The sequence below is a fragment of the Albibacillus kandeliae genome (assembly GCF_003116585.1).
In the GTDB taxonomy this organism is placed as follows: domain Bacteria; phylum Pseudomonadota; class Alphaproteobacteria; order Rhodobacterales; family Rhodobacteraceae; genus Albibacillus; species Albibacillus kandeliae.
Genome location: NZ_QEHM01000001.1, coordinates 800,862 through 819,175, shown reverse-complemented (window position 1 = coordinate 819,175; position 18,314 = coordinate 800,862). Strand labels below are relative to the sequence as shown.

General features: G+C 65.2%; 16 protein-coding genes. 11 read left to right on the top strand and 5 right to left on the bottom strand.

Annotated features, from left to right (window positions below; all coding sequences use genetic code 11):
• On the top strand, positions 1–1,344 hold the full coding sequence (locus DDT93_RS03860) for a TrkH family potassium uptake protein (RefSeq protein WP_109464461.1): 1,344 nt from the start codon (positions 1–3) through the stop codon (positions 1,342–1,344).
• Between the two features lie 52 nt (positions 1,345–1,396).
• Here the strand turns inward: DDT93_RS03860 and pyrH are convergent, their stop codons facing one another.
• Positions 1,397–2,143, bottom strand: a complete 747-nt coding sequence (gene pyrH, locus DDT93_RS03855; RefSeq protein WP_109464460.1) for a UMP kinase — start codon at positions 2,141–2,143, stop codon at positions 1,397–1,399.
• A gap of 121 nt (positions 2,144–2,264) precedes the next feature.
• Here pyrH and miaA point away from each other — a divergent pair, with 121 nt between their 5' ends.
• From miaA to DDT93_RS03825, 6 genes are all read left to right on the top strand, one after another.
• A complete protein-coding gene (miaA, locus tag DDT93_RS03850) occupies positions 2,265–3,143 on the top strand; it encodes a tRNA (adenosine(37)-N6)-dimethylallyltransferase MiaA (protein ID WP_109464459.1) in 879 nt (292 codons plus the stop codon).
• Positions 3,144–3,195: 52 nt separating this feature from the next.
• Positions 3,196–4,035, top strand: coding sequence for a helix-turn-helix transcriptional regulator (locus DDT93_RS03845; RefSeq protein WP_109464458.1), 840 nt, complete (start codon positions 3,196–3,198; stop codon positions 4,033–4,035).
• A gap of 266 nt (positions 4,036–4,301) precedes the next feature.
• Positions 4,302–5,966 (top strand): ABC transporter substrate-binding protein, encoded by a 1,665-nt coding sequence (locus tag DDT93_RS03840; RefSeq protein WP_109464457.1) that lies wholly within the window; start codon positions 4,302–4,304, stop codon positions 5,964–5,966.
• Positions 5,967–6,124: 158 nt separating this feature from the next.
• Entirely contained in the window at positions 6,125–7,177 is a 1,053-nt protein-coding gene (locus tag DDT93_RS03835; RefSeq protein ID WP_109464456.1) for an ABC transporter permease, read from the top strand.
• A 16-nt stretch (positions 7,178–7,193) separates the two neighbouring features.
• Positions 7,194–8,381, top strand: coding sequence for an ABC transporter permease (locus DDT93_RS03830; RefSeq protein WP_109464455.1), 1,188 nt, complete (start codon positions 7,194–7,196; stop codon positions 8,379–8,381).
• Positions 8,382–8,476: 95 nt separating this feature from the next.
• Positions 8,477–10,558, top strand: coding sequence for a dipeptide ABC transporter ATP-binding protein (locus DDT93_RS03825; RefSeq protein WP_109464454.1), 2,082 nt, complete (start codon positions 8,477–8,479; stop codon positions 10,556–10,558).
• A 57-nt stretch (positions 10,559–10,615) separates the two neighbouring features.
• Here the strand turns inward: DDT93_RS03825 and DDT93_RS03820 are convergent, their stop codons facing one another.
• Both DDT93_RS03820 and DDT93_RS03815 read right to left on the bottom strand, forming a co-directional pair.
• Positions 10,616–11,134: a hypothetical protein gene (locus DDT93_RS03820; protein WP_109464453.1), complete on the bottom strand. Its 519-nt coding sequence runs from the start codon at positions 11,132–11,134 to the stop codon at positions 10,616–10,618.
• Between the two features lie 171 nt (positions 11,135–11,305).
• A complete protein-coding gene (locus DDT93_RS03815; protein WP_109464452.1) occupies positions 11,306–11,893 on the bottom strand; it encodes a lytic transglycosylase domain-containing protein in 588 nt (195 codons plus the stop codon).
• 210 nt (positions 11,894–12,103) lie between these two features.
• On the opposite strand from DDT93_RS03815, the gene ssb reads away from it, so the two are divergent.
• Together ssb and DDT93_RS03805 are read left to right on the top strand one after the other, a co-directional pair.
• The gene (gene ssb / locus DDT93_RS03810) at positions 12,104–12,610 is read left to right on the top strand and encodes a single-stranded DNA-binding protein (protein WP_109464451.1); all 507 of its coding nucleotides are present in this window, start codon (positions 12,104–12,106) and stop codon (positions 12,608–12,610) included.
• A 182-nt stretch (positions 12,611–12,792) separates the two neighbouring features.
• Complete coding sequence (locus tag DDT93_RS03805) at positions 12,793–13,866, top strand: site-2 protease family protein (protein ID WP_109464450.1); 1,074 nt, start codon at positions 12,793–12,795, stop codon at positions 13,864–13,866.
• A gap of 4 nt (positions 13,867–13,870) precedes the next feature.
• On the opposite strand, the gene aroB is transcribed toward DDT93_RS03805, so the two are convergent.
• Both aroB and DDT93_RS03795 read right to left on the bottom strand, forming a co-directional pair.
• On the bottom strand, positions 13,871–14,983 hold the full coding sequence (gene aroB / locus DDT93_RS03800) for a 3-dehydroquinate synthase (protein WP_109464449.1): 1,113 nt from the start codon (positions 14,981–14,983) through the stop codon (positions 13,871–13,873).
• On the bottom strand, positions 14,983–15,573 hold the full coding sequence (locus DDT93_RS03795; protein ID WP_109464448.1) for a shikimate kinase: 591 nt from the start codon (positions 15,571–15,573) through the stop codon (positions 14,983–14,985). Before DDT93_RS03795 ends, aroB begins: the two co-directional genes overlap by 1 nt.
• 369 nt (positions 15,574–15,942) lie before the next feature.
• On the opposite strand from DDT93_RS03795, the gene DDT93_RS03790 reads away from it, so the two are divergent.
• Entirely contained in the window at positions 15,943–17,331 is a 1,389-nt protein-coding gene (locus DDT93_RS03790) for a hypothetical protein (protein WP_332872679.1), read from the top strand.
• On the top strand, positions 17,331–18,278 hold the full coding sequence (locus DDT93_RS03785) for a site-specific tyrosine recombinase XerD (RefSeq protein ID WP_109464446.1): 948 nt from the start codon (positions 17,331–17,333) through the stop codon (positions 18,276–18,278). The genes DDT93_RS03790 and DDT93_RS03785 overlap by 1 nt, the downstream gene beginning before the upstream one ends.
• The last annotated feature ends 36 nt before the right edge of the window (positions 18,279–18,314 follow it).

The window sequence follows — 18,314 nt, the reverse complement described above, 5'->3', positions numbered from 1 at the left end:
ATGAAACCGCTGCTCCGTCGCGCCCTCAAACGGCTGGCGCGCGTCCCGCCGCCGCTGATCCTGGCCCTGCTCTATGCCGGTCTGATCCTTCTCGGCGCGCTCGCCTTCAAGATGCCCGCCGCGGCCATCACCGAGATCTCGTGGTCCGACGCGCTGTTCACGGCAACCTCGGCGGTCACCGTGACCGGGCTCTCGGTCTTCGATCCCGGCGCGCATCTCACCTTTTTCGGCCAGTTCGTGCTGATGGTGCTGATCCAGCTCGGCGGTCTGGGGCTGATGACCTTCGCCGTGCTGATCCTTGCCGCGCTTGGTCTGCCCATCGGGATCACCGGCCATCACTACCTGCGCGAGGACCTCAATCAGGAGTCCTTGCGCGACATCATGAAACTCGTCCGGCGCATCTTCAAGGTCGTGCTGATCTTCGAACTGGCTGGAACGGTGATGCTGAGCGTCAGCTTCATCCCCGTGCTCGGCCTCGGCCTAGGCCTGTGGACGGCGCTGTTCCACTCCATCTCCGCCTTCAACAACGCGGGTTTCTCGACCTTTGCCAGCGGGCTTGTGCCCTTTGCCACGGATCCGGTGGTGAACATCGTCATCCCGATCCTCTTCATCGTTGGTGGCATCGGCTACGTGGTGCTGGACGACATCGCCCGCCGCAAGCGCTGGCGCGCCTTTACGCTCCACACCAAGATCATGCTGGTCGGCACCGCGCTGCTGATCGTCTGGGGCTGCCTGTGCTTCGCCGTTCTCGAGTGGAACAACCCCAAGACGCTGGGCCAGTTTCACACCGGGCAGGCCAAGGCCATGGTCGCATGGTTCCAGGGGGTCACCCCGCGCACCGCCGGGTTCAACACCGTCGACATGGCCGGGCTGCACGACGATACCGCGCTGATGATGATCTCGCTGATGCTGATCGGCGGCGGCCCGACCTCGACGGCAGGCGGGATAAAGGTGACGACCTTCGTGGTCATGTGCCTTGCCACCATCGCCTTCTTCAAACGCCGCAAGCAGCTTCACGCCTTTGGCCGAAGCATCCCGCTGGAGGAAGTGCTGAAGGTCATGGCCCTGACCGCCATCAGTGCGATCATCGTCTTCGTGGGCATCTTCCTGCTCTGTGCGAGCCAGGACGGCCATTTCCTCGACGTGGCCTTCGAGGTGGTTAGCGCCTTCGGCACCACCGGCCTTTCGCGCGGGCTGACCGGGGAACTCGACGATTTCGGCCGTGCGGTGCTCGAGGTGATCATGTTCATGGGCCGCGTCGGCCCGCTCACCCTCGGCTACTTCCTTGCGACCCAGACCGCGCCTCGTGTGCGCTACCCCGAGGGGCGCATCCACCTCGGGTAGCAGAATCGAAACGCCCCGGCCTTTTGGCCGGGGCGCCTGCGATGTAACTCTGTCAGCCCTGAACCGTCGTATAGGTCCCCTCGCCCGCGAGGATCCCGCGGAAGCCGCCGGGTTCGTCCAGCGAGAAGACGATGATCGGCAACATGTTGTCCCGCGCCAACGCGATGGCCGAGGCGTCCATGACGCCAAGCCGCTTGGCCAGCACGTCGTCGTAACTCACCGTGTCGTAACGCTTGGCGTCGTCGAACTTGACCGGGTCCTTGTCATAGACGCCATCGACCTTGGTGCCCTTGAAGATCGCCTCGCAGGCCATCTCGTTGGCCCGCAGGGTCGCGGCGGTATCCGTGGTGAAATAGGGGTTCCCGGTCCCGGCGGCGAAGATGCAGACCCGCTTCTTCTCGAGGTGGCGCACGGCGCGGCGGCGGATGTAGGGCTCGGCCACTTCGTCCATGCGGATGGCGCTGATCACCCGGGTAAAGACGCCCAGACCTTCAAGGGCCGACTGCATCGCGAGCGCGTTCATCACCGTCGCGAGCATCCCCATGTAGTCTGCGGTGGTCCGCTCCATCCCCTGTGCCGACCCGGCGAGCCCGCGGAAGATGTTGCCGCCGCCGATGACCATGCAGATCTCGACCCCCATCTCCGAGACGGACTTCACCTCGTTGGCGATGCGCTGGACGGTGGGAGGATGCAGGCCGAATCCCTGGTCGCCCATCAGGGCCTCGCCCGAGATTTTCAGCAGGACCCTTTTGTACTTGGTGCCTGTGGGTTGCGGTTTCGGTTCGGGGGAAGAGGTCATGTTGCACTCCGCTGGGCCACAGGTTTAGGTTCGCGGCAAAATGACGGAAATCCGCGCCGGGTTCAATGTGCCGGGGGCACATTCCATCCCGGCCATCGGTGCAAGAGGACGAAGCGGCGGAATGCAGATCGCAGGCTATGAAGGGTTGGGCGACATTCCGCCGGATCGGCCGGTGCTGATTGCCGGCCCGACGGCCTCGGGCAAGTCCGAATTGGCGCTGCGGATTGCCGAGAGCCAGGGCGGTGTCGTGGTCAACGCGGACGCCAGCCAGATCTACGACTGTTTCCGTATCGTGACCGCCCGCCCCTCGCCCGAAGAAGAAGCTCGTGCGCCCCACGCGCTCTATGGCCACGTTGCATGGGACGCGCCCTATTCCGCGGGCCACTGGCTGCGCGAGGTCATGCCCCTGCTGAATGGCCCCGAGCGGCCGATCATCACCGGAGGCACCGGGCTCTACTTCACAACCCTGACACAGGGTATGGCGGAGATCCCCGAAACGCCCGCCGATATCCGGGCCGAAGGCGACGCGCTGCCGCTCGACGTGCTGCTCGCGGACATCGACCCGGTCACCGCCGCCGGTCTCGACCAGTTGAACCGCGCGCGGGTGCAGCGCGCATGGGAGGTCGAGCGCGCCACCGGCCGGGCGCTGCACCTCTGGCAGGCCGAGACGCCGCCCCCGCCGCTCGCACCCGACAAAGTCGTTCCGCTTGTCTTCGACGTCGACAAGGACTGGCTGAACGAGCGGATCGCGCGACGGTTCGACCGGATGCTGACGCTCGGCGCCCTGGACGAGGTTCGCGCCATGCTACCGGTCTACGATCCCTCCCGACCGGCCTTTCGCGCCATAGGTGTGCCGGAACTGGCGCAGCATCTGCTGGGCGAACTGACGCTTGACGAGGCCCGGGAACGGGCCACCATCTCGACCCGCCAATACGCCAAGCGTCAGCGAACCTGGTTCCGCTCTAAAATGCGGCACTGGCGGCGGATTTCCGCAGACTGACCGCGCACGGGAATTGCGATTTCCCGACATTTCTGGCAATCGGCAAGTCGAAATGGCGCAAAATATCTCAAAGACCGAACAAATTGTTGCGAAACCGGCCACAGTCGCCGGTCCCCGCCTGCTGACACTCGCACAGCTCGCGGCCGGGGGCACGTGGCAGCTCGATCTGGCCCATGACCGGCCCGAGGCGCTGCTGATCTGGATCACCCGCGGCCAGGGTCTTGCCCTGCTCGACGGGCGCCGTCGCGGGGTCGGCACGCACAACGCGCTCTTCGTGCCGGCCGGGCAGCTCATGTCGCTCGACCTCGGGCGTCAGGGCTACGGACAGGCGTTGGTTCTGCCGCGAGATACCGGGCTGCCGGTGCCCACCGCGCCCATGCACATCCGGACCCGCGACGTGATGGCCCAGTCCGAGCTGACCACCCTCTTCGAGGCGCTGAACCGCGAACAGCTCGGCGGACGCGCGCACCGAAGCGAGGCAATGGAAGCCTACGCCACGCTCGCCCTCATCTGGCTTCAGCGGCAATTGGCCGAACACGCCAGCGACGGGCGCGACACCGCCTCGGCCCGGCTGATGCGCAGTTACTGCCAGCGGGTCGCCGCTGCGCACAGCTCGGGCGAGACGATGGCCGAATATGCCGCTGCACTGGGCGTCACCCCGACCCATCTGAGCCGGGTCTGCCGGACCGAGACGGGCCGCACCGCCGCTGCCCTGCTGGTCGAGCGAAACCTGCATGCCGCGCGCCAGTTGTTGTCCACCAGCGACATTCCCATCCGCGAGATCGCCCAGCGTCTCGGGTTCGGCAGCGCGGCCTATTTTACCAAGTTCATCCAGCAACATACCGGCAAGCCCCCCAGCGCCCTGCGCCAGGCCAGCCTGCGCCCCGCCTGACACCGCGAAAAACGGCTGTTCCGGAAACGACGATTCCTGCCACACACATTGACGCGCGCAAAGCTTTGCGACCCCGCGTGTCGTTTTTTTGACCTGAAATGACGAAAGCAGCCGTTGACCCAAGAGGAAATCTGGGGCGGAATGCGACCATGGGGTGCGAGGTCTTCTATGGAAGAGTGCAATGGCCGACTCTGGACGGAAAGTTCCGGGGCGGCGGGTTGGGCTCCGCATAACCCAATGCAAACAGGAAGGTAAAAGGACGTCCGATGAAACCGGCACAATCGAACCAAACGACCCACCCGGCTGCCGAGATGCACGCCCGCGAGTTCATCGCGGGGCAGATCGACCGGCGTGAGTTCCTCACCCGTGCTACGGCGCTCGGGGCCACCTCCGCCGTCGCTTATGGCCTGATTGGCATGCCCTCCCCGGCACGCGCCCAGGATGCGACCCCGGCCCAGGGCGGCACCCTCCGCTGCCAGATGCAGGTCAAGGCGCTCAAGGACACGCGCACCGCTGACTGGTCCGAAATCGCCAACGTGACCCGCGGCACCTGCGAATACCTCGTCGAATACAACAATGACGGGACCATCCGCGGCATGCTGCTGGAAAGCTGGGAAGCAAACGAAGACGCCACCGAGTATACCCTCAAGGTCCGCTCGGGCGTGAAATGGCAGAACGGCGACGACTTCTCTGCCGAAGACGTGGCGCGCAACATCGAGCGCTGGTGCGAGAAGGGCGTCGAGGGCAACTCGATGGCCGCCCGTGTGGCCTCGCTGGTCGACGCCGACACCGGCAAGGCCCGCGACGGCGCGATCACCGTACCTGATGCCAACACCGTGGTGCTCAAGACCTCGGTTCCCGACATCTCGATCATCCCGGGTTTTGCCGACTACCCCGCCGCCATCGTGCACTCCAGCTATGACCCGGCCAATCCGAACGAGCTGGTCGGCACCGGTCCCTACAAGCTGACCAAGATGGAAGTCGGCGTCGGCGCGACCCTCGAGCGGGCAACGGACTTCACCTGGTGGGGCACCGATGTCTACGGCGGGCCCTACCTCGACACCATCGAGTACATTGACTACGGCACCGACCCGTCCTCGTGGCTGGCGGCGATCGAGTCCGAAGAAGTCGACATGCTCTACGAGTCCGTCGGCGAGTTCATCGACATCATGAACGACATTGGCCTCAAGCAGTCCGAGGTTGTGACCGCGGCAACGCTCGTCATCCGCCCGAACCAGCTGGCCGAGATCGACGGCAAGAAGCCTTATGCCGACAAGCGCGTGCGCCAGGCCATCTCGATGGCCGTCGACAACGCCGTCTGCCTCGAACTGGGCTACGGCAACCGCGGTGAAGTGGCCGAGAACCACCACGTCGCGCCGGTGCACCCGGACTACGCTCCGCTGCCGCCGCTCAAGGTCGATCCCGAAGGCGCCAAGGCGCTGATGGAAGAGGCCGGCATGATGGACTTCGAGCACGAGATCATCTCGATCGACGACGACTACCGCAAGAACACCACCGACGCCGTCGCCGCGCAACTGCGTGACGCCGGGTTCAAGGTGAAGCGGACCGTTCTGCCGGGCTCGACCTTCTGGAACGACTGGACCAAGTACCCGTTCAGCTCGACCAATTGGAACCACCGCCCGCTTGGTGTGCAGATCTGGGCGCTGGCCTATCGTTCGGGCGAGGCCTGGAACGAATTCGGCTGGTCCAACCCCGACTTCGACGCCATCCTGGAAGAAGCCCTGGCCATCAACGACGCCGAGAAGCGCCGCGAGATCGTCGCCAAGGGCGAGAAGCTGATCCAGGAGGAAGGCGTGACCATCCAGCCCTACTGGCGTTCGATCTATCGCCACTACCGCGAGGGCCTGGTCAACGTCGACCAGCACATCACCTACGAACATCACCACTACAAGTGGGGCGTGTCGGCCTGACCGGTGACATGCGCGGGGCCGTTCCAACCGGAGCGGCCCTTTGCAGATCCAACCATCAACGGGGCGCCCCGAACCGGGGCGCGCCACCCAACCAACGATAATCCAGACGGTCCGGCGACAACGGGCCCGAGCCATAACCTGACCAACAGGGAAGCTAAATGGGACTATTCATCCTCCGCAGGACGGGAGTGATGATCGTCACGGCTATCTGCCTGACCTTCGTCGTCTTCTTCCTGACCAATCTCTATCCGAACCTCGAAAAGCTGGCCAAGACCCAAGGCAACTTCCGGATGTCGGATGAGGCGGTGGAAAGCTGGCTGAACAAGGAAGGCTACCTGCAGCCGCTTCCCATCAAGTACGGTCAATGGCTCGGAGTCCTGCCCGGCTGGACCCATGAGACCGACGCGGGTGTCACCGGCCGATGCATCGCGGGCACCAAGCCTGCCGAGGTCGCGGCAGAGGCGCCCCGGTTCTGCGGGCTGCTGCAGGGCGACTGGGGCATGTCGACCGTGTTCCGCGAGCCTGTCTCGGACATCATCGCGACGCGCCTCGCCCTGACCGGCAAGCTGATGTTCTGGGTCATGGTCCTGATGGTTCCGATGGCGTTGCTGATCGGGGTTCTGGCGGGGATGCGCGAGGGTTCGGCGACAGATCGGACGCTCTCGACCTTCTCGATCCTCACCACGGCGACGCCGGAGTACGTATCGGGGGTCATCTTCATCGCCGTCTTCACCTCGTCCACGGTGGGGCTGAAATGGTTCAAGGGGACAGCGACCAGCGCCATGGAGGACGCGAACTTCGACAACTTCTTCCTGCCGGTATTGACCATCGCGCTCTATGGCATGGGCTACATCGCGCGAATGACGCGGGCCTCGATGACCGAGGTCATGACCGCGCAGTACATCCGCACCGCGCGGCTGAAGGGTGTGAAGTTCTCGAACATCGTGATCAAACACGCCCTGCGCAACGCGCTCATCGCGCCCTTCACCGTGATCCTGCTGCAGGTGCCCTGGCTCCTGAACGGTGTCGTCATCGTCGAGACCCTGTTCAACTACAAGGGCTTCGGCTGGACGCTGGTGCAGGCCGCCGGAAACAACGACATCGAGCTGCTGCTGGCGGTCTCGGTGGTCTCGGTCGTGGTCGTTCTGCTGACGCAGCTGATATCGGATATCGGCTATGTCTTCCTGAACCCGCGCATCCGCATTTCCTGAGCCCGAGGAGACACACATGGAACCTCTCGGCTTCGGCGATATCGTGATCCGCATCCTGGCGCAGTTCCTGCCGGTCTGGATCTCCCTCGTGGTGCTCTTCGTGCTGTCCTTTGCCTACAAACGGCGGCTCGGGCTCTACGGCAAGCTGTTCGACAGCCCCATCGGCATGGTGGGCTTTGCCCTTGTCATGTTCTGGGTCTTTACCGGGATCTATGCCGGCTTCGACATGATCGCGACCCACGACCCGCTGGCGCAGCTTTCAGGAATGAAGAACAAACTGCCTGGCACCCCCCTCAGTGACGCTCCGGACGGCGTCCTGCCCTGGTACCTGCTGGGCGGCGACAACCTTGCGCGCGACGTGTTCAGCCGCATGGTGCATGGCGCGACCATCGTGATCGCCATCGCGCCGCTGGCGACGCTTTTCGCCTTCATGGTCGGCATCACGCTGGGCCTGCCGGCGGGGTACTACGGTGGGCGGCTGGACACTTTCCTCAGCTTCCTTGCCAACCTGATCCTCGCCTTCCCGGTGATCCTGCTGTTCTACCTGCTGGTCACGCCCGAGATCGTGCTGACCGGCCTGCCCCAGTTCATGGCAGCAGTGCTGTTCTTCTTTCCGCTGATCTTCTTCGCGGTCCTGATTCACTCGCGATATCGCACCCAGCCCAAGAAGGACTGGACCTGGCTTACCATCGTGCTGGTGCCTCTGTTCCTGTTCTACGCGGCGGCGATCAACATGCGCGGATCCAAGATCGGTTTCTGGCCGCTCGACTTCTTCGACATCCCGCCTGGCATCCTGGTGGTCTTCGTCGCGGTGGTCTTCGTAAACTCGCCCACCGTGTTCCGGATCGTGCGTGGCCTGACCATGGACATCAAGACGCGCGACTACGTGGCGGCGGCGCAGACCCGGGGTGAAACACCCTGGTACATCATGCTGTGGGAGATCCTGCCCAACGCCCGGGGGCCGCTGATCGTCGATTTCTGCCTGCGCATCGGCTATACCACCATCCTGCTCGGGACCCTGGGCTTCTTCGGCCTTGGCCTGCCGCCCGAAAGCCCGGACTGGGGGTCGACCATCAACGAAGGGCGCAAGCTGCTCTCGATCTACCTGCACCCCGCCCTGCCCCCGGCCCTGGCCCTGCTGAGCCTCGTGCTCGGGCTGAACCTGCTGGCGGACGGGCTCCGGGAAGAGAGCCTGAGGGACTGAGACGCGGAGAGGTCCGGGGGCGCTGCCCCCGGGCCCCCGGAGTACTTTCAAAGAAAAGATGCAGGGGACCCGCCCTGCGACCGACGGGGAACGCCATGACGAACGAAGCCTACGACGGACCGATCCTTGAAATCGACAAGCTGTCGATCTCCTTCTTCACGCGGCTACGGGAAATCCCGGCAGTGATGGACTTCTCGGTGCAGGTGCGCCCGGGAGAGGCGGTGGGCCTCGTGGGCGAATCCGGCTGCGGCAAGTCCACTGTGGCGCTGGGGGTGATGCAGGACCTTGGCAAGAACGGCCGCATCGTCGGCGGGTCGATCAAGTTCAAGGGCCGCGACCTTGGCAAGATGAGCGACGCGGAATTGCGCCAGATCCGCGGCAGCGAGATCGCGATGATCTACCAGGAGCCGATGGCGAGCCTCAACCCCGCAATGAAAATCGGCAAGCAGCTGATGGAAGTGCCGATGATCCACCGCGGCGCGAGCGAGAAGGAAGCCTATGCCCGCGCGCTGCAGGTTGTGACCGACGTCAAACTGCCGGACCCGAAGCGCATCCTGAACTCCTATCCCCACCAACTTTCGGGCGGGCAGCAACAGCGCATCGTCATCGCCATGGCGCTGATGTCGGAACCGGCGCTGCTGATCCTCGACGAGCCGACCACCGCACTGGACGTGACGGTGGAAGCGGCCATCGTCGAACTGGTCAAGGACCTCGGGCGCAAGTACGGCACCTCGATGCTGTTCATCAGCCACAACCTCGGGCTGGTGCTGGAGACCTGCGACCGCATCTGCGTGATGTATTCGGGCGAGGCGGTGGAGCATGGCTCGATCAAGGATGTCTTCGACACCATGCAGCACCCCTATACCCAGGCGCTGTTCCGCTCGATCCCCCTGCCCGGCGCCGACAAGACGGCGCGCCCGCTGGTGGCCATCCCCGGCAACTTCCCCCTGCCGCACGAGCGCCCCAAGGGCTGCAATTTCGGCCCGCGCTGCGATTACTTCGAAGAAGGGCGCTGCAACGCCGGGGACATCCCGATGGAGGATGTCGGCAGTGGCGACCGCCACTTCAGCCGCTGCCTGAGGTTCCGCGAGATCGACTGGCACGCGCCGGTTCAGGCCGTCGAGACCAAGGGCAAGGCCGAGATCGGCAAGGTGGTCCTCAAGATGGACAAGCTGAAGAAGTACTACGAGGTCGCCGCCAACGCGCTCTTCGGTGGCGGCGAGGCCAAGGTGGTCAAGGCCAACGAGACCCTGAGCTTCGAAGCGCGCGAGTCCGAGACGCTGGCCATCGTCGGGGAATCCGGCTGTGGCAAGTCCACCTTCGCCAAGGTGCTTATGGGGCTGGAGACGGCGACCGACGGGCAGATCCTGCTCGACAACCGCAACATCGAGCAGGTCCCGATCGAGCAGCGCGACGCGCGCACCGTGGCGGACGTGCAGATGGTGTTCCAGAACCCCTTCGACACGTTGAACCCCTCGATGACCGTGGGCCGGCAGATCATCCGGGCGCTCGAGGTCTTCGGCTACGGCGAGACCGACGCCGACCGGCGCCAGCGCATGCTGGAGTTGCTGGACCTCGTGAAACTGCCGCGCGCCTTTGCCGACCGGATGCCGCGCCAGCTCTCGGGCGGGCAGAAGCAGCGGGTCGGTATCGCCCGCGCCTTCTCGGGCGGCGCGCGCATCGTGGTGGCGGACGAGCCGGTCTCGGCGCTGGATGTGAGCGTGCAGGCGGCGGTGACCGACCTGCTGATGGAGATCCAGCGCAACGAGAAGACCACGCTGCTGTTCATCAGCCACGACCTCTCGATCGTGCGTTACCTCTCGGACCGGGTGATGGTTATGTACCTCGGACACGTGGTCGAACTCGGCACCACCGACCAGGTCTTTGCGCCGCCCTACCACCCCTATACCGAAGCGCTGCTGTCGGCGGTGCCGATCGCCGACACCAGCGTCGAGAAGAAGCACATCGTGCTAGAGGGCGACATTCCTTCGGCGATGAACCCGCCGCCGGGCTGTCCGTTCCAGACCCGCTGCCGCTGGAAGAGCCAGGTGCCGGGTGGTCTGTGCGAGAAGGAGGTGCCGCCGATCCGCGATTTCGGCGGCCACCAGATCAAGTGTCACCTGTCGGACGAGAAATTCGCCGAGATGGAACCTGTCATCAAGATCGCGGCAGAGTAGTCCCGACAACGAAAAACGGGCCGGTGAACCGGCCCGTTTCCCGCGATTGCGGCAAAATTACTTGCTGGCGGTGCCCGTCGGGATGTCGGGCAGCTTTTCGACCACGGCGTCGGCATAGCCCTGGATCATCGCCTGGTAGAAGTCGCTGTCGGACGGTGCCACAGCGCTGTAGCCTTCCGGCACGGTGCCATCGACGGTGGTGGCGCGCACCTTGATCGGGATGGCGTTGGTCGCGCCCTTGGCGTCGGGGGCCGAGATGTTCATAACGCCGTCGATGGAGTTGAACTCCTTGTTCTCCGGCAGAACGGTCTCGCCGTCGAGGTTGACGCTCTGGATGGTCACGTCGATGGTGTAGCCGGTCGGATCGTCGCTCATCTGGATGCGTTCCGCGATGGCGGTCATCAGGTCTTCGGAGATCGTCGGGTAGAAGTCCTTGGCATTGCTGTCTTCCAGGCCCGAGTAATCGGTGGTCACGCTGACCTCGTGGATCGGTGCCTGCGATGCGGCAAAGACCGGTGCGGCCAGGGCTGCGGTTGCAAAGATGGCGGCGGTTGTCTGAAGCAGAACCTTTTTCATAACTCGTCTCCTTTACGAGACCCGGCGCCTTATGGATCCTTGTGGATGCAGAGCAGCGGGCCGTGTCGATGTTGTGACCCATCAACCCCCGATAGACGAAAACGGTTCCCGAAAAAGTGCGGCCCCACGTGCCGATAGCCCCGAAAGGGTCGCGGCAGCTTGGTCCCGGTGTCAGCTCCCCCAGATGCTCCGGACGTAGTTGCGGGTTTCCTGGTAAGGCGGAACACCGCCGTGTTTCTTAACCGCGTCCGGCCCCGCGTTATAGGCGGCAAGTGCCAGCCGCCAGGAGCCAAAGGCCGCGAACTGCTGTGCCAGGTAGCGCGCGCCGCCTTCGAGGTTCTCGACCGGGTCCAGCGGATTCACGCCGAGCAGCAGGGCGGTCTCGGGCATCAACTGGGCCAGTCCCAGCGCGCCCTTGTGCGACTTGGCCTGCGGGTTCCAGCCAGATTCCTGCTGCACCAGACGGGCAAAGAGATCTTCGGGCACGTTGTGGCGCCGCGCGGCCGAGCGCGCCAGTTCAAGGTACTCGCCCTTGTAGCGGCCGCGATAGCTGGCCGAGGCGGAGTCGCTGCCGTAGAGCGATGGCGGTTTCAGCCGTTCCGAATAGGAGTATTGCTGCGATGCGCGCTTATCCAGCACGTCGAGCTGGGACTTGAAGAGTTTGCGCTGGCTCTTGGTTCCGAGCATGTCCGCACGCACGGGAGCGGCCGCGATACCGATCGCAGCGACCGCAAATATTCCCAAGGCAAGCTTGCGCATCCCTCTTCCGCCCCCCGGCTGTTTTTCCAGCGGGGACTATACAGAACCGGAACGAAAATACCAGAACCCCGGGCCATCCCGGTTTTAACCATGCCTCAACCGTTTTAAGGTCTGTTCGAGTTTCAACCCAAGTCCGAGACGTGTAACCTCGCATGAACCCGGATCGGGGGATTCGGATTCAATCAACCAAGAGACAAAACAGGACGCAGCATGGCCGGCTCGGTAAACAAAGTTATTCTGGTGGGAAACCTTGGTCGCGACCCCGAGGTGCGCAGTTTCCAGAACGGGGGCAAGGTCTGCAACCTGCGGATCGCTACCTCCGAGAACTGGAAGGACCGCAATACCGGCGAGCGGCGCGAACGGACCGAATGGCACTCGGTCGCGATCTTTTCGGAACCTCTCGCGCGGATCGCCGAGCAGTATCTCAAGAAGGGCTCGAAGGTTTACATCGAGGGCCAGCTCGAAACCCGCAAGTGGCAGGACCAGTCCGGCCAGGACCGCTACACCACCGAGATCGTTCTGCGCCCCTACCGCGGTGAACTGACCCTGCTTGACGGCCGCGGCGAAGGCGGCGGTGGCGGCAACTACGGCGGCGGCAGCGGTGGTGGGTACGGTGGCGGCTACGACAGCGGCCCGCAGGACGACCGCTACGGCGGTGGGAATGGCGGCGGCGGCGGTGGCTCGTCGCGCGACATGGACGACGAGATCCCGTTCTAAGACCCGCCTTCTGGCGCAGCGCCTCGCCCCGGGCTTGACCCGGGACGGGGCAACGTCCATCTCGAGGACAGTTCCCGCCCTACCCGCAACCCTTCGTTGCGCAAGACCGCGATGGGAGCAATGGCACCGGCCCAACTCACCGGACCGAGCAAGAGATTCATGCAAGAGACAGGGGTTGCGTCATGTCCTGGTCCATTTCCGTCGGTCGGCTCTTCGGTTCTGAACTCCGCATTCACCTGACCTTCTTCCTCCTGCTCGCCTGGGTCGCCGCATCGGCCTACAGCGCCGGCGGGACGGCAGCCGCGCTGCAGAACCTCCTCTTCGTCGTCGCGCTCTTCGCCTGCATCGTCGCGCACGAATTCGGCCATGCCCTTGCCGCGCGGCGCTATGGCATCAAGACGCCCGATATCACCCTTCTCCCCATCGGCGGGCTCGCAAGGCTCGAACGGATGCCGGAAAACCCTGCGCACGAGATCATCGTGGCACTCGCCGGACCGGCGGTGAACGTGGTTATCTGGGGCGTACTGACTCTCGCGCTCGGGGCCGAGACCGACGTGACCGACCTCGCAGACGGCCAGTTCGACGCCGCCTCCTTCCTCGGACAACTCGCGACCATCAACATGGTGCTGGCGCTGTTCAACCTGATCCCCGCCTTCCCGATGGACGGCGGCCGCGTGTTCCGCGCGCTGCTGAGCCTGTTCCTCGACCGGGTAAAGGCCACCCGCATCGCGAGTATGACCGGCCAGGGCATCGCCCTTGTCTTCGGCTATCTCGGCATCACAACGGGCAACCCCCTCCTGCTGGTCGTCGCCGTGTTCATCTTCCTCGCCGCCGCCGGAGAGAGCAACGATGTCGCCACCCGCGCCTCGACCAGCACCCTCGTCGCGCGCGATGCAATGATCACCCAGTTCGAGCACCTCGGCCCGACGGACACCATCGACGCCGCGGCCCATACCCTGATCCGTACCACCCAGCACGAGTTCCCGGTGATTACCGAGGACGGCACGCTCGAGGGGTTCGTGACGCGCAATGCCATCTTCAAGGCAATGGTCTCGGACCATATTGCCGCACACCCGGTCACCGAGATCGTAGAGCGCGACATCCCGCGCGTCGTGCTGACGGCGCCCCTGCAAGGCGTCATGGACGCGCTGGGCAAGGGAGCGCCTGCAGTGGCCGTGGTCGACAAGTCGGGCGGGCTGATCGGCTATGTCACGCGCGAAAATCTCGCCGAACTGGTGGTGCTGCAGCGGGCCTGAGGCCTCAGCACATCGCCAGAGCGTCTTCCAGCACGGCGCGGACAGTATCGCGCGGCACGTCAGAGGTGACGAAGGCCTCGCCGATGCCCCGGGCGAGGATGAAGCGAAGCTGGCCATCAACCACCTTCTTGTCCTGCGCCATCAGATCCAGAAGGGCGTCAGGCCCCGGCAGGTCGCCGGGAATGTCGGCCAGATCGCATTTCATGCCCATCGCCTTGAGGTGCGCGCGCACCCGGCTTGGCGCTTCCTGGGCACAGAGCCCGAGGCGCGCCGAGAGTTCGAACGCCAGCGCGCAACCGATGGCAACGCCTTCGCCGTGCAGCAGCCGGTCGGAGTAGCCCGTCGCGGATTCGAGCGCGTGACAGAAGGTATGGCCCAGGTTCAGCAGCGCGCGGTCGCCCTGTTCGGTCTCGTCCCGCGCCACGATGTCGGCCTTCATCTGAACCGAGCGTGTCACCGCCTCGACCCGTGCCGCCATGTCGCCGCTGGCGAGCGCTGATCCCTGACGTTCCAGCCACTCGAAGAAGTCGGCATCACCCAGCAACCCGTACTTGACGACCTCGCCGTAGCCCGCAAGGAAATCGCGCGCCGTGAGGGTGCCCAACACCTCGGTATCCGCCAGCACCAGCGACGGCTGGTGAAAGGCCCCGACGAGGTTCTTGCCCTGAGGCGCGTTGATCCCGGTCTTGCCACCGACCGAACTGTCGACCTGCGCCAGCAGCGACGTCGGGATCTGCACGAACCGCACCCCGCGCCGCAGGATCGAGGCAGCAAAACCAGCCAGATCGCCGATGACCCCGCCGCCAAGCGCGATGACGATATCGCGGCGTTCGACCTTCTGCTCCAGCAGCCATTCGGTGGCGCGGATCAGCTGCGGCCAGCTCTTGGTGGCCTCGCCCGGCGGCAGCGCCAGAGCCTCGGCCTGAATGCCATGCGTCGCCAGTCCCTCGCGCAGCGCGTCGAGGTGAAGGGCGGCAACGGTCTCGTCGGTCAGGACAGTGACGCGCGGCCGCGCCAGCAGCGGTGCGATGCGCGCACCGGCCTCGGCCAATAGCCCCGGGCCGATCACCACCTCGTAGCTGCGCGCCCCCAGCGCGACGGGAACGACCTGCTGCATTACACCTGCTCCAGAACGTCCGGACGGGTCGCCAGCGCGACCAGAACCCGGTCAACCATTTGCTCGATCGAGACATCCCCTTCGGAGAGGACCTCGAGATCGGCCTCGGCATAGAGCGGGACGCGGTTTTCGTAAAGCGAGAGCAGGGTCGCTTTGGGGTTGGCGGTTCGCAGCAGCGGGCGCGAGTCGCGGTGCCGCACCCGGTTCCACAGCACCTCGGGCGCCGCGTTGAGCCACACCGAGACCCCCTGTTCCGAGATCATCCGGCGGTTGGATTCGGCCAGAAAGGCCCCGCCGCCGGTCGACAGAATGCAGCAGGAACTGCGCAGCAGGCGCGCGATCACCTGGCTTTCCTTCAGGCGGAAGAACGGCTCGCCATCCCGCGCGAAAATCTCGGGAACGGTCATGTTCGCCGCCGATTCGATCTCGTGGTCGCTGTCGAGAAAAGGAACGCCGATCCGCGCCGCGAGGGCACGGCCCACGGCCGTCTTGCCGGCCCCCATCATGCCGACCATCACGACGGTCTTCCTGAGGCGCCAGACCTGATGGCCTGTCGGGTTTTTCGCCTCGCTTTGCTCAATTCCGCTCATTTGTCTCTGAATGACGTGATCTTGTCGAAAAGGCCATATATAAGTTTCGACAAAACACCCACCAAAAGACGAGCAGGACTACGGGGACGCACATGGGCAGAGTCATCAAATTCTTGGTTTATCTCCTGTGTTTGGCGTTTATCGCAATAGTCGGTTATGCGTATCTGGGGCCGTGGTTCGGCTCTGACTTCTCTGCCCCGCAGAGAGAGATACGGGTGCCGGTGACGTTGAATGCGGATTAGAAACGCCGTTTTATGCTTTTTCATGGTGCCAGTGGCCGCCTCGGCGCAGGCACCGCTTTCGGCGATAGAGTGGCTTGGGCAGAACACGCCCCAGGTCCGCGCGGGTCCGGTTCTGCTTGAACCGCCCGTGACCAAGACGGCTTTGCGGCCGGACATCGCGGTGCAGCAGCTCGAAGAGACCGCCGAGCCGATCGGACTGGTCCCCGCCGACGTGACCGGCCTTCCCGAGACGCTCTGGAAAGGCAGCGATATCAATCGCTTGACCCAGCTCATCCGCGAGGTGCCGGTCGAACGCAGCCCGTCGATGCAGACGCTGCTTTACACGCTGCTGCTGTCCGAAACGCGCTCTCCGCAGGCGGCAGGCAATGCCGATGCCCTCCTGTTGGCACGGCTCGACCGGCTGATGACTCTCGGCGCGACCGACCCGGTGGAATCGCTCGCCGAAACCGCGGGCCCGCGCTCCGGCCGCGAGCTGTTCCGCCGCTGGTTCGATGCCTCGCTTCTGAATGGCACCGAGGACGAAGCCTGCGAAGCGCTCGACGAATCGCCGTCGCTTCTGAACGACTACCCGGCGCGGATCTTCTGCGACGCGCGGCGCGGGGACTGGACCAGCGCCGTGCTGGTGCTGGATACGGCCCACGCCCTCGATATCCTGCCCGAAGAACAGCTGAACCTGCTCGACCGTTTCCTCTCGCCCGACATCTACGATGGGGCGCCGCCCCTGCCCGCCCCGCGCAATCCCGACCCGCTGACCTTCCGCCTCTACGAGGCCATCGGTGAGCGCCTGCCCACCGCCTCCCTGCCCCGCGCCTTTGCCAACGCCGACCTGCGCGATATCGCTGGCTGGAAGGCACAGATCGAGGCGGCCGAGCGATTGACCCAGATCGGGGCTCTGCCGCCGAACCGTCTGCTGGGCCTCTATACCGAGCGCCGTCCCGCCGCTTCAGGCGGCGTCTGGGACCGGGTGCAGGCGCTTCAGCTGTTTGAAACCGCACTGAACCAGAACAGCGTCTCGGCGGTGGAGAAGACCCTGCCCGGTGTCTGGTCCGCGATGCAATCCGCCCGGCTGGAAGTGCCCTTTGCCGATCTCTTCGCCGAGCGGCTGGCGCAACTGCCGCTGGACGACGCCCGCGCGCGCGAAATCGTGTGGCGCGTCCTGCTGCTCTCGCCCGCCTACGAGGCCGCCGCGGCGCAGCCGCTGGGACAGGGCCAGCGCGACCTGTTCCTTGCCGCGCTCGCCCAGGGCCACCCCGGCACCGTCCCGGCGCCGGGCGGAACGGCCCAGAGCATTGCCGACGGGTTCGCCCCGGATGCGCGGCCCCCGGCCCGCATCCAGGATGCGCTGGCGCGTGGCAGCCTTGGCGAAGCGATCCTGCTGAGCATGGCCGCCTTCGATAGCGGACTCGACGGGAATGCCGTCGATCTCACCGGCGCCATCGCGACCTTCCGCAAGGTCGGTCTCGAGGACACGGTCCGCCGGGCCTGCCTGCAACTTCTGCTGCTGGACAGACGGTGATGGCCGCGCCCGCCTCCAACTACAGCTGGATCTCGACCTTCCTCGAGGCGCAGGCCGCCGAACTCGGGGCCGCGACCAATACCCAGCTCGCCTATGGGCGGGACCTGAAGGATTTTGCCGAGTGGCTGGAGCGGCGCGGCCACGACTTCGCCGGCGCGGACCGGGACCGCATCGAGGGCTACCTTGTCGACTGCGACGCGCAGGGCCTCGCCAAGTCGACCCGCGCGCGGCGCCTTTCGGCAATCAAGCAGCTCTATCGCTTTGCCTTTGACGAGGGCTGGCGTGCCGACAACCCGGCGATCCAGATTAAGGGACCGGGGCGCGACCAGCGCCTGCCCAAGACCCTCGACGTGCCCGAGGTGGACCGCCTTCTGGAGGCGGCACGGGTCACCGGCCGGACCGATACGGACCGCGCCCGCAACACCTGCCTGATGGAGCTGCTCTATGCCACGGGCATGCGAGTGAGCGAACTGGTTGCCCTGCCCGTCGCGGCCACCCGAGGCGACCCGCGTATGCTGCTGGTGCTGGGCAAGGGCGGCAAGGAACGCATGGTGCCGCTCTCGCCCCCCGCGCGTGAAGCCCTCGCCGCATGGCTCACGCTCCGCGATGCCGAAGAAGATGCCCGCCGGGCCAAGGGCGCCACGGGCTCGAAATACCTGTTCCCTTCGCACGGCGCCTCGGGCCACCTGACCCGGCACCGGTTCTACCTGTTGATCAAGGAACTGGCGGTTGCCGGTGGCGTCTCGCCCGCCAAGGTTACGCCGCACACGCTCCGGCACGCCTTCGCCACGCACCTGCTGGCAAACGGGGCCGACCTGCGCTCGATCCAGATGCTGCTGGGGCACGCCGACGTGGCCACGACCGAGATCTATACCCACGTGCTTGACGAGCGGCTGGCCGAACTGGTGCACGAACACCATCCCCTCGCGCGCGGCAGCAAGACCTGAACAAAGATCGCGGGCCCGGGCCCTTGATCGCGACGC